8 protein-coding genes are annotated in these 12,629 nt (G+C 31.5%); 5 read left to right on the top strand and 3 right to left on the bottom strand.

Going from position 1 to position 12,629, the window contains the following annotated elements; all coding sequences use genetic code 11:
* Nucleotides 1–28: 28 nt before the first annotated feature.
* Complete coding sequence (locus tag CJF42_RS13385; RefSeq protein WP_095367167.1) at nt 29–790, bottom strand: ABC transporter ATP-binding protein; 762 nt, start codon at nt 788–790, stop codon at nt 29–31.
* A complete protein-coding gene (locus CJF42_RS13380) occupies nt 790–1,779 on the bottom strand; it encodes a FecCD family ABC transporter permease (RefSeq protein WP_095367166.1) in 990 nt (329 codons plus the stop codon). The genes CJF42_RS13385 and CJF42_RS13380 overlap by 1 nt, the downstream gene beginning before the upstream one ends.
* Before the next feature lie 378 nt (nt 1,780–2,157).
* Here CJF42_RS13380 and CJF42_RS13375 point away from each other — a divergent pair, with 378 nt between their 5' ends.
* Complete coding sequence (locus CJF42_RS13375; protein WP_095367165.1) at nt 2,158–3,027, top strand: DNA replication terminus site-binding protein; 870 nt, start codon at nt 2,158–2,160, stop codon at nt 3,025–3,027.
* 44 nt (nt 3,028–3,071) lie between these two features.
* Here the strand turns inward: CJF42_RS13375 and CJF42_RS13370 are convergent, their stop codons facing one another.
* Complete coding sequence (locus CJF42_RS13370) at nt 3,072–4,286, bottom strand: replication protein A (protein WP_095367164.1); 1,215 nt, start codon at nt 4,284–4,286, stop codon at nt 3,072–3,074.
* 796 nt (nt 4,287–5,082) lie between these two features.
* On the opposite strand from CJF42_RS13370, the gene CJF42_RS13365 reads away from it, so the two are divergent.
* The 4 genes from CJF42_RS13365 to CJF42_RS13350 all read left to right on the top strand — a co-directional run bounded on the left by CJF42_RS13365 (nt 5,083) and on the right by CJF42_RS13350 (nt 12,617).
* Nucleotides 5,083–6,318 (top strand): AAA family ATPase, encoded by a 1,236-nt coding sequence (locus tag CJF42_RS13365; RefSeq protein WP_095367163.1) that lies wholly within the window; start codon nt 5,083–5,085, stop codon nt 6,316–6,318.
* A gap of 13 nt (nt 6,319–6,331) precedes the next feature.
* Complete coding sequence (locus CJF42_RS13360; protein WP_095367162.1) at nt 6,332–7,300, top strand: transcriptional regulator; 969 nt, start codon at nt 6,332–6,334, stop codon at nt 7,298–7,300.
* Between the two features lie 397 nt (nt 7,301–7,697).
* Complete coding sequence (locus CJF42_RS13355; protein WP_095367161.1) at nt 7,698–10,904, top strand: DEAD/DEAH box helicase; 3,207 nt, start codon at nt 7,698–7,700, stop codon at nt 10,902–10,904.
* A 447-nt stretch (nt 10,905–11,351) separates the two neighbouring features.
* Entirely contained in the window at nt 11,352–12,617 is a 1,266-nt protein-coding gene (locus tag CJF42_RS13350) for a DUF4158 domain-containing protein (RefSeq protein ID WP_141235556.1), read from the top strand.
* Nucleotides 12,618–12,629 lie beyond the last annotated feature (12 nt).

The raw sequence follows: 12,629 nt of genomic DNA, 5'->3' as shown, positions 1-12,629 counted from the left end.
TTGTGGTAAATTTCAAGATGAAATTTGATTAAATACCGATTATTTGCAGGATACCTTCATTTGTTTCAATTAATGCAGCTACAGGTAGGTTAAAAACGTCAAGTAAAGTTGTTCTTTCAATATCGCGACTATCACTTAAAATGCTGTGTATTCGCCCCTTATTTATAATTATACAAGGTTGGGCTAAATTTAAAGCCAAGTTTAACTCATGGTGACTTATTATAATGGTGATGCATTCCCCTAACAGGGATAAATATTGATTTAGCCATAGCTTATGTGCAACATCTAAACCTGTGAAAGGCTCATCTAACAGTAAACAAGAGGCTGGGTTTATTTCTTGAGCGCAATGTAATAATACTCTCGCTAAATGTGCCCTTTGTGTTTCACCCCCAGATAAGCCTGTTATCACTCTATTTAATAAGGGTTTGAGATCTAACCCTTTTATAATAATGTTATTTTCACATAACTTATCGATCTCTTTATCGGTTAAAGATAAGGTGATTGTGAGCATTGCTTTTACTGTAAGTGCAAAATGTGCAGTTTGTTTTTGTAGTAAGTATGCTCTTACTTTACTCAAAGCTCTCAAGTTTAAAGGGTCAACTTCTAAATCTTTAATTAATATACTGCCTTTATCTACAGCACATAAACCACTTATTAAATTAAGTAGACTTGTTTTACCGGCACCATTGGGGCCTAATAAATGATGCACTCCGGGGTTAATTGTTAAATTTAATTCTTTTAACTCAAATTCATTACTAATTTTATAACTAACATTTGATATTTTAATCATTACAAACCCTGGTTTTTAAAGTGTTTGAAAAGAATTAGTAAGAAAAATGGACCACCTATGGTTGCAGTGACGAGACCTAGGGGTAACTGTAAATACATGCTAGTTCTAGAAATCCATTCGATAATTATCATACACGTTGCACCATTAATAATTAATATTGGTAAAATAAACCTATTGTCATGCCCAAATTTCATTCTTGTTGCATGTGGTACTAATAATCCAATAAATGCAATTACGCCACCTAAAGCAACTGCGCAAGCAGCTAAAGCACTGGCGATGATAAGCATGTACTTTCTTAATCTATTAACTTTTACGCCATATAAGTTTGCATTTTGATCTCCTAAATAAAGTAAGTTTAAGTCGTTGCTTTTATACATAGCAATAACGATACAAATTAAAGCTACTAAACTTATAAATAATAACTGTGCATAAGTTACATGCTCAAAACTTCCTAAGAGCCATAAATTGAATGTTCTTAACTGATCATTTTCTGAATAAAATATAAGCCAACTAGTTAATGCTGAAATAAAAGTCGTTAGAGAGATCCCACTTAAAATTAATGCCGAGCTTGAGTATTGTCCTAAAATCTTTGCTAATTGAAATATTATAGTAACTGCCAGAAAAGCCCCCAGTGAGGCACTCAATATCAAAAAGAACACATCATACCTTATATTTAAAAAAGAAAATAACGCAGCACCGAGAATAATAAATAAAGAAGAAAAACTTGAAACACCTAAAAGACCAGGTTCAGCTAATGGGTTAGATAAAAGTATTTGGAACAAATGCCCACTTAATGTTAAGCACGCGCCTACTAAAATAGCTGTAAAAATTTTAGGTAGTCTTAACTCATAAATAATAACTGACTGTATTTCAGTTAGAGCAAAGGGATTTATGCTAGAAGAAGATACCCCCCCATAATAAGTAGCGAATGTTGTTACTAATATAAGCCAAAATAAAGCTATATATATATTACGATTATTAACTAACATGTTTATATAGACTCATAAATAAAATGTAGTTGTATACATTGGTTATTTTTTTGATTGTGTTTATCACGGAAAATTAAATATTTAATGTATATTATAGTATTTGTATATATCAATATACGCTCCTTTTAAGTTCTAAATATAAAATTATACATTCCTATATTCAATTTAGGTAATGCGTCAGGTCGACCTTTTTGACCCTTTGAGTCTACCATTAATTACTTGCCCATAAACTATTAGACTAAACCTGCTGTTATTTGGTGAATATTAGTATAAAATAAAGAACACATCATACCTTTTATTTAACTATCGCATCGTGTCAGTAGATAAATTAACGAAAAAAATACTAAAAGGTAATAATTTAAAAATAAGAAACTTTCTATGAATGCAAAATTTGATATAAGAAGCCAATTTGACAATATTAATGTTATAATTGATCAACTTATACTGGAATTAAAATCAGAAGAGCTTATATATTCTAGTTACTATCATTTACCTGATATATCATCTTCAGATGAAACTAAGTCAACGGATCAAATCCTAGTAACAGAAACTTCATTTAATGATGCTTTTTCAAAATGCTGTGATTCATTTAAAGATTATTTCAAGAAAAGTGAATTAAGCGGCCGTGTAATAAAAAGACATCCCGGGATAATAGCAATAAAATCGTCGACCCCAGATTTACTAATAACTAGAATAAAACAAATTAATGATGCAAAAAATAAATTTAAAAATACGATTATAAGTTTAGGAAATAATGATAGCAGATTTGAAATAGTTCATAATGCCATTCCTAATTTAATCACGCTGTGTGCGTATAGAAATATTCATTTTGAAAACCTATCACCTTATTCCATTAGATTTTCATGGATGAATAAACACTCTATCAAATTGTTATCAAAATTCGATGCTTTAAAAATGCTTGATAACTCTCAAATATTTGGTTGTTCGAACAAAATAGATTCTCAAAGCTGGCAAGAACTAATACATAAAGAAAAGTTAAATGTTTTAAGTTTAAAAGATAACGATAAATTAAGAATAAGAAGGCCAACTAGAGTCAGTCCACAGGTAAATATTAGATATGATGCAAAAAATAGATATCATGTTAGTGCTGCATTGCCTTTTATACTAATCAACCCAAATGATGATGTTAAATATGGTGTTTTAAAAAATTATGCAAAGCCAAATAAGCATCCAAGAAAAAAAGAAAATCATTATTTAATAGATAGGCTCTATTTAGAAAAAAAATAAAAAAGCCAAACATAAATGTTTGGCTTTTTTACTAAAGCTTATTTTTATACTACAAATTGATCTATATTATCTTCATCGATAGTAAGTGTTGGTTCTAATATTCTTTTACCACCTTGAATTTCAATCCGTTTATTTTGTTTGTTCAAGGTTAATATTTCTTCACAAAATTCATTTGTAGGGTGAAGTTCATAAGTGTAATCAATTATTTTACCCGTTTTATCATCTTTAACATTTGAAATACTATAATCAGAAATAGCACCGTTTGTTATTAAATCTTTCATTGTAGTCGTCATATCACGACGTAGTGCTTTTAATTTATTTTCACTAAGATTATCAGTGGAATATATAGAACCATATTTTTCCATAATAGATAGTAATCTAAAATGATGTGTTTTACCTGGAGCAGCATATCGCCATAAATGATATAATCGAAGCATCATCCAACGTGATAATCCTCTTTTTTGTTCTTGTGCACGATTAAAGTAATAACCTTTATATTCTAAGTTATCAATCATGTTATGTACAAAAGCATTCAAACAGGCAACACATTTGATGTTTCCACCCTGTCCTTTTTTACCACTAAAATGTAATGAGGATAAAAAATTCATGTTAGATTCGTAAAAAGAATCATCAATGTCCGTATTTTTTGTATCATTTGCTGAGTATTTAAATGATAATTTTGATCCTTGAAGTGCTTCAAGCGCTTCTTTAATTTGAGGAAACGGCATTGATTGACCAACAGACTTTAACTCTTGAGCTAATTCATTCATAGAAAATACAACCGCATATTGTATTCCAGATTTAAAATTTATTTTAACTATTTTTCCTTTAGAAGCTAATCGTATTAATGCCCTTTCTACTTTTTCTTCTCTATCGGACGGCCAAACTAAATACTCAACATCTTCACCATTTCGTCTAGTACTTACGACAGCTGGCGTTATTTTTATTTCGCCTGTATATTGAATACCATCAACTTTTTCAGATATTTTACGCGTAATAATCGTTCTTTTAGGGGCATCTTCAAGGAGGACTTTCTTATGTCCAGATCTGACAAATCTACCCCATAAATCATAGTGGTTAAAAGTATTCGAGTAGGAACGTAAATCTTGATACATGGTATTATCAACTGAAACCCGAACATCTTTATTGTCAGTAAACAAAGCGAGACTTTCATTATCTCTTGCACTTTCTACTCCTTGAATCTGACCTCTTAGAGAATCTGGAAGATTTTCAACGGAGATGTTTACCTTTGGTTTCATTTTTTTTACCATTCTTTTTATTAGACAGCTAATAACAACATATATTTACACTAATGTTAATCTTTTAAGTTAGTATAAAATTGATCCATATAATATTTTTTCTTGAGATCAGTTTTTTACTAACTTAGCCAAGTTTAAATAATTTATAGATCACAATTTTACTAAGAAAAAGTTATAAATCATTTTTTTACTAACTTAAAATTTTATACCATTCTTGTTTTGGTTGTTTTTTATACAAATTTTAATTGGTACTATCTAAAATACACATTAACTTAGTAAAATTGTGATCTCAGCACAACGAACATCTATTGTTGTTAATAACTTAAGTTCTAATTAGTAAAGATCTGATCTTTATTAAGTAAAGATCAGATCTTTACTTACATTTTATTACTAATTTTTTTGATTCCGTGGATAAATAGTTAAAAATACATAGTAAAATATTGATCTCATCGCATACTCTGTGAATAAAAACCTGATAAAGCTGTGTATAAATCGAAATTTTAAATTTCACTTAGTATTTTATTGATCTGTAAGTAGTTAAAGGACTGATCTTTACCAAGTTAAATAATGATCTGACTTTTTTTAAAAAAATCAATTATTACAATATCTTACCTTATATAAATCGAGCCCTAGTCTTTTATACCTTAATTATTAACCAATTTTAATCTTATTTATTATACTTTAATTTATATACAATAATTAAATGTTTTTATTTTTAATCGATGTCTATCTATAAAAGTATTTACTTCAATAGTAAGCGACATTATAATGCTTATTCACCTTTAAGGATATTATAATGACAATAAGTAAAAGTGCGCTTGATACATATAAATTGCTAAAAGCAACAGCCACAGTTGCAGAAGACTCATTAGAAGGACGAATACAACACTACCGTGCCCATTTAAAAACTGAAGAAAAAGAACTCAGAACATATACTCAAAAAGCAGCGGCTGATTTATTAGGATGTAATAATCGCACTTTAAAACGTCGTCATGATCAAGGTGATTTTAACAATCTTGATATCCGTCGTGGTGCAAATGGGCATTATGCTTATACATTAGCTAATATTCATGATATGGCTGAAGTTCTTGGGATAAAGGCACAGAATCGAAAATCAAGTGACAAGCTACAAGTTATTATTGTAAATTCTTTAAAAGGAGGTTGTGGTAAAACAACAAGTTTAGTAAATATTGCAGCTGCTTTAGCAACAACTAATATTAAACGATATCGAATAGGTATCATTGACTTAGATCCTCAAGGTTCTTCTTCAAGCTTCTTCCCTCCATCAGAACCAGATCCTATTACTGTAGGTGATTTGATGCGTGATTGCGTTGAATTTGAAAAAAATGAAACTCTAATAGATGTTGTATCTGGTGCTTTTTTACCAACTCATATTCCTAATATTCGTGTATTACCATCAGGTATGGATGACTTTTATTTTGAACATGAAACTGCAACACAACTAAATGAAAATCATAAATATGCTGAAAACCGTCATTATCATAAATTATTAGAAAAAGTAATAAAGCCTGTTGCAGATGAATTTGATATCATTTTAGTAGATACTGCACCATCACTTAACTTTATGTTTTATAATGCTTTAATGGCATCTACAGCGATGTTAATTCCAGTTCATCCTGAAGCTGTAGATTTTGATGCAAATAATAAGTTTCTAAAACGTTTAGCTGAAATTTACCATACTGTTGCTGCTTTAGGGCATGAAGGATGGGATTTTATGCAGTTTGTTGTTACAAATTACGTTAAAGGCAATCATTCTCAACGCGATATCGTAAAAGATATTAGAAGTGCTTTTGGTAGACAAGTAATGAGCTACCCTATCAATCACAGCTCTGCAATTACAGCTAGTTCATCTTCTTTTAATACTATTTTTGATCAAAAAACATCTGATAGTCTTGCAAGTAGAGAATCTTTAATAAAATCTCAAGAAAATATAAAAGATGTTGTAGATGAATTAGAGATGTTAATCAGATCAAATTGGGCATCAACTCAATGCCAGTTAGAAAGTGCTTAAAAAGGTTTAAATAATGGCTAAAAAACGCAAAAATGACACTCGAATAGACCCTTTTGCTTTAGCAGTTGAAGCAAGTAGTTTAGATCAACTTTTAGAAAATGCAGCTGTTGGTGATGAAATTACTATGCCTGCTCCTTCTGATCCAAATCGTACAATTAGACTGAGTTGTAAGATCATAGCATCAGATGAAATTGAATCATGCACACAAGTTTACGGAAAAAACAGAAGGGAGCAATCACTATTATCAAAAGCCTCTGTTGCCGACATATTGCCAGCCATTAGTGCTGACGGCAGAAATCAACACCCTGCTTTGAGTTGGCAAAAAGACGGGATAGAATATGTTCTTTCAGGCTCTAGACGTCGAAAAGCATGTTTATTAAGTAACGCTGATTATATTATACTAACTTCTGCTGATTTTACCGATAAAGATGCCAAAATCCTTGCTGTCTCCTCAGATCAATATATTGCACCTAGCTTATGGGAATTAGGTAAAGCATATAATGAAACTCGTTTAGATTTAATAAGCCAAGGTAAAAAAGGCTCATATAGAGAAATAGCTTTAGTTGAAGGTGTATCTCATACTGCTATAGCAGACTCATTAAAGGCTTTTACTAAAATACCAAGTAAAGTCCTCGCTTTATACCCTACAGCTAATCACGTTGGCCGTGAAGTAGCTAAAAAACTGATGTTTGCAATAGATATAGATCAAGATAGTTTTTTATCCCGTGTTAATGATCTTGAAAATAATCTAGCAGATCATATTTTAGATACTGACGATAAAACATCAGCATCAATTACAAAGAAACTGACTGAAACACAAATAGAATCTCAAACAAAACGTGAATTCCTTGACTTTAAAAATAAGTACATCAATGCGCACCGTAATGCTAAAACAGGAGATTTAGTTATTAAAATAGATAACAACGTGATGACTGATAAAAGGTTTGAACAATTATCTAAATTATTGACGCATTTTAATTAGTAAAATATTGATCTATACACCTTAACTTGTTGGTATAAATTTGATCTCTTTTTTATAATTGACACTTGAGATCATTTTTTTACTAACTTATGACCCCTTTATATAGGTTAACTTTACAATATATTTCGCTTTAAAGCCCTTTACAGTCTGTCTTAGTAAAAATTTGTTCTGTATTTTTTCGATTACGTTTATAACTTGTGTGTAACTTGTTTGTTAGTTGTAGTTATGTTGTTATTACATTTGAAGTGTAAACCCCCTTTACGGTAATATATAAATTTAATTACCCTTAGTAAAATATTGATCTGATAATTTTTTTTGTTTTAGACAAATTTAATCCTTTAGCTTAGATCTCATAAGCTCTATACTGGAACAATCTTTGATTTTTTACTGGTTACTGATGTCCAAAGGCTTAACTAAAACAGATCTTATTGCTTTATTCGATGAAATTAAAAAGGAGCAGGAAGTTGCTTTTCCTATAACTGAGGGCTTTTTAAAAAGATATTTTAAACCTACTGTATTTGAAAAGTCGAAACAATGCTTAACTAAAGATCTTGTTAACTGGGTTGAAAGTGATGAAAAATTCACTCAGGTTAGTGCTGAAGTTTATAGTGAATCAGGTGATATATTTCATCAACATATTCAGATTAAAAAATCACAAACCGACTTATCTATCTCAGCTTTATGTTCCTGTAAAATTGGTAAAAAATGTCATCATATTGGTGCTGCGCTGCTTAAATTAAAAACGCAGCATTCTGGATTGTTTGGTAAGCATTACTTACTACATGATTGGTTTAACCAGCTTGAAAAATTAAAAAAACAGCGCCAAATAGCAAAAAAAGATGTCATATTATTTGTCTTGGAAAAGCATGACAATAGGCTTGCTCTTGTTCCTAAACAATCTTCTCCCATATCTAATGGACGTTACTCACAAGGAAGACCTCTTACTAAACAACAATTGAATAGTCTAGTAACACCTGAACATATAAATGAAAGTGATTTTAGATTATTAAGTTGGATCCGTTCTCAAAATTCATTTGGTCAATTAGTGCTTGAGAGTCGATGGGGAGTAATGGCTTTAGTTCAAATGGTGGCTACAGGACGTTGTTTTTGGCAAAATTCAAGGCAAGCTATTCGCTTATCAGCACAAAGGCCGTTGGATGTTTCTTGGAGTGAAAAAGATTCAATTCATGAACTTAATTTAACATTACCTCAGTGCGATTCTTGGCAAGTCTTTAATACAACGCCACCTTATTATATTGACGTAAATAACTTTGAAGTAGGCGAACTTGAAACACCATTAACTGCTGCGGAAGTTTCTCATTTATTTACTATCCCCCCTGTTGCTGAAGAAATGTTTGAGCACGTAAATCAACAGTTCAATCGAATTTTTGGTTCAGCGTTAATTCAAAAGTCAGAATTACAAGTTTTAACCAATGAAGATGTTGTGCCTCGTTTAACGCTAGTTAAACAGGATGACCGTTGTTTGTTTCATCTACAGTTCGCATATGGCAAAAAAATACATGAATTAAATCTAGATGAACAGCAAGATGCTCAAATTAAAACTGCTTTTGAAGATACTTGTTTAAATCGTTTACAAAACTGTGGATTAATTTTAAGTAAAGGTCCTATTCCCAAAGCGTGTTATCTCACTTTTAATACATCAGATGAATCAACTCCACAGCATCATTGGTTTGTTAATGAAGTATGTAAGCAACTGTCTGATGAATCTTGGGTTATAAATACTAAAGCGTATAAAGACCCTGATATTATATTAACGCCACTTATTTTATCGATGACACGAAGTCGTGTTAATAAACTATCTGTAGCGCCTTACTTTGAAATTGCTGACAAAACCGTTTACCTAAGTGATTTGTTATCACTTGCTGCACTGTGCAATAACAAGTCCCATTTATTCAATTATTACAAGTATCAAGATACATGGTTGGCAGTGGATAAACCCGATTTAAGTTGTATTTTTGATTTACTTTCTCAATTTTATGCAAATAAAACTGTCCCGAAGAGGTTAATTTTACCATTATCATATGCTTCATCCTTCTCTGATTTTGATGAAAATCAGATTGATTGTGCAGACAAGGCTTTATTAGAACTCATTACTCAAGTATCAAATCCTGATTTACATGATACTCTCATTGTGCCAAAAGGACTTAATGCAACTCTAAGGGACTATCAAAAACAAGCTGTCAATTGGCTTCTGTTTCTTAAAAAACATCAGTTAGGCGGTATATTAGCCGATGATATGGGCTTAGGTAAAACACTGCAAACAATTGCATTTTTATTATTTCAAAAAGAACTGTCTGGGCTTAAATCTCCCGCCCTTATTATTTGTCCTACAAGTTTAGTCTCAAACTGGGTTAAAGAAATAAATCGCTTTGCGCCTGATTTAAATGTACTGGTCAGTCATGGTTCAAATCGTAAAAGTATATTTAGTCAGATTAGTAGCGCTGACTGTGTTATCACTACCTACCCTTTAATTACCCGCGATAATGCTGTTTATGATGAATTACATTTCAGTCATGTAATATTAGATGAAGCACAAACCATAAAAAATAATCAAGCTAAGATTTCTAGGGCTGTAAAAGCACTTAATAGTGATTTTAACTTATGTTTAACCGGTACTCCTGTTGAAAATAACCTTAAAGAACTTAAATCTTTATTAGATTTTGCGATGCCTGGTCTTATTGGTTCTATGGTTCAGTTTAAGTCTTATTACCAAGTTCCTATTGAAAAAGAGCACAATGAACACAGGGCTGAACAATTAAAGAACTTAGTTTTACCATTTGTTTTACGTCGTACTAAAGAGCAAGTACTTACAGAGTTACCTGCTAAAACTGAACTTGTGCGTATGATTGAATTAGCACCTAAACAACAAATGGTATATCAAGGTATTCGTGCCAATATGGAGCAAAAAATTAAGGAACTTTTTAAAGAACAAGGCGCAGATAAAAGCCGATTTGCATTTCTTGAAGCCCTTCTTAGATTACGTCAAACATGTTGTGATCCTAGATTAGTCAATGGAGTGGAGGATCTTAAAACCGAAGAGATAATATCTAGTAATAATAAAGCAGATAGTGCAAAATTATCTTGGTTATGTGAAAACATACCTTTAATGTTAGCTAAAGGCAGAAAAATTATCATCTTTAGTCAATTTACAAGTATGCTTTCAATTATAGAGCGTGAACTCACTGAGTTAGATATTCAATATAGTATTTTGACTGGTAAAACTAAGGATAGAGATGAAGCTGTAAATAGTTTTCAAAATGGAGATAACTCAATTTTCTTAATCAGTCTTAAAGCAGGTGGCACAGGACTTAATTTAACAAAAGCTGATACTGTCATTCATTATGACCCATGGTGGAATCCTGCTGTGGAACGACAGGCAACAGATAGAGCCCATAGAATTGGGCAGTTAAAACCTGTTTTTGTATATAAATTAATTTGTCAAAACTCAATTGAAGAAAGAGTATTTCAAATGCAGCAAGACAAAGCAGCGCTAGCTGATAGTTTCTTTGATGCTAAAGGTGGTAAATTTAATACCCAAACGGAAGATCAAATGTTAAATTTATTAGCTGATAATCATACGTAGGATTTTAATAAAATTTAGGTGAAGGGCTCCGATAATATTTAATCCCTAACGATTGTTTATTGCAGCAGATAAACTCAGTTATTAAAACGTGATTGCCTAATTGTAAGGTTTCATTGATTTGACTATTTATAATAACTGATTTTTTAAATATTATTCTAATAATTTTGAACTTAATCTAAAAAACTTAGTCTACTTTAACAGGCGCTGATTAATTCCTTTGTGTAGTTAACGCCTATCCTTGAGAGTTGAATGTTTTCCCATTGATTACATAATATTTGTAATATTGACCAGTCTAAATTAGGCTGGTTTTTTTATGTTTTCTTATTTCCAATCGTGACATGTAATGCTAAATAGGGGTTTTGCGCCCATTCCCTCGAAATGAACCTCAAGGTTATTTTTTGACCATTCATAAGTTATGATGATGAAAAATAACTATAAAGGTCAAACATCATCACTAGTCCAACCACTAAACGTATTCAAATACTCACATCGTCTGAAATTAATGAGCTTTATGCTTTACCAAACTTTAGTCGAACTGACAGGGAAGACTATTTTTCATTGGATAGTGAAACCCAAAAACTCGTTAATGAGCTAAGGCGATTAGAAACCCGAGTATATTTTATTCTGCTATTAGGTTACTTCAGATCACGTCCTATTATCTTTAACTTTTCGTTTAACGATGTTGTGGCTGATCTTGATTATGTCCGGAGTAAACATTTCAATGGCAAAGATATGGTATTGGCCGACTTATCGCGAACAACAAAAACAAAGTTGGTTAAAAAATTAATTAAACATGTCGGTTTTTCAATTTACCAAAGCAAACTAAACAAAGCACCACTAATTGAAAGACTAAATGATGTTGTGAAAATTAATCTGGAGCCGAGGTATGTGTTTGATGAATGCATAGCCTATTTTGGACAAAACAGGATCGCATTAGCTGGTTACACAACTCTACAAGACACAATATCAGTAGTATTAACAAATGAGCGTAATCGTATTGAAAAAGTCCTCCATGACTGTTTATCGTTAGATACACGGGCAACATTACTTAAATTACTTGGATCAAATAATACCTTCACTGATCTAGCTAAGTTGAAGAAGATGTCTAAAGACTTTTCGGCCAGTCAAATAACACAAGAGCTGAAGACACATAAAATCATACGCTCTCTTTACCCTGAAATTAAAGTGCTTATTGCTGAACTAGAATTATCTCCTAAGAACCTTGAGTACTACGCTTCGCTAGTTAAACACAAGTCTGTTTATAAGCTCAGAAGACACACTGATAGCCAAACCATTTTATATCTTGTTTGTTATTTATTTTTTAGGTACCGCGAAACCAATGACAATTTAGTTTCTGCCTTTATTTACTTGGTGAGAAAATTAACCGAGTCAGCTAAGGGCTATGCAAAGCAGTGCATTGTTGAAGATGTGAATGTTGTTAGAACCAAATTAAAATCCGCTGGTAGCTTATTAAAGTATTTTATCGATACTGATATGGATGATGATTTGAGTTTTGGTGATGTTCGCAAAAAAGCCTTTAAACTCATCCCTGCCGATAGCATTAAATTATTAAGTGATCATTTAAATAATAATGACTTTGATGGCCGGCAATATGAATGGCAATTTATTGATAAGCAATCGAGTAAAATTAAAAAACTTATTCGCTCGTTGTTTATGTCTATCGATATTGAGTTCATTCATTTATACCTGTGATCAATGAAGGTG

It is taken from the genome of Pseudoalteromonas sp. NBT06-2 (genome assembly GCF_002276045.1).
Classification (GTDB): Bacteria; Pseudomonadota; Gammaproteobacteria; order Enterobacterales; family Alteromonadaceae; genus Pseudoalteromonas.
The sequence above is the reverse complement of the archived record's forward strand: the minus strand, read 5'-3'. Positions and strand labels throughout refer to the sequence as shown.

What these genes read in the sequence shown, in the direction of transcription:
- CJF42_RS13385 (WP_095367167.1), bottom strand. Translation starts at nt 790, where the DNA reads ATGATTAAAATATCAAATGTTAGTTATAAAATTAGTAATGAATTTGAG.
- CJF42_RS13380 (WP_095367166.1), bottom strand. Translation starts at nt 1,779, where the DNA reads ATGTTAGTTAATAATCGTAATATATATATAGCTTTATTTTGGCTTATA.
- CJF42_RS13375 (WP_095367165.1), top strand. Translation starts at nt 2,158, where the DNA reads ATGAATGCAAAATTTGATATAAGAAGCCAATTTGACAATATTAATGTT.
- CJF42_RS13370 (WP_095367164.1), bottom strand. Translation starts at nt 4,286, where the DNA reads ATGAAACCAAAGGTAAACATCTCCGTTGAAAATCTTCCAGATTCTCTA.
- CJF42_RS13365 (WP_095367163.1), top strand. Translation starts at nt 5,083, where the DNA reads ATGACAATAAGTAAAAGTGCGCTTGATACATATAAATTGCTAAAAGCA.
- CJF42_RS13360 (WP_095367162.1), top strand. Translation starts at nt 6,332, where the DNA reads ATGGCTAAAAAACGCAAAAATGACACTCGAATAGACCCTTTTGCTTTA.
- CJF42_RS13355 (WP_095367161.1), top strand. Translation starts at nt 7,698, where the DNA reads ATGTCCAAAGGCTTAACTAAAACAGATCTTATTGCTTTATTCGATGAA.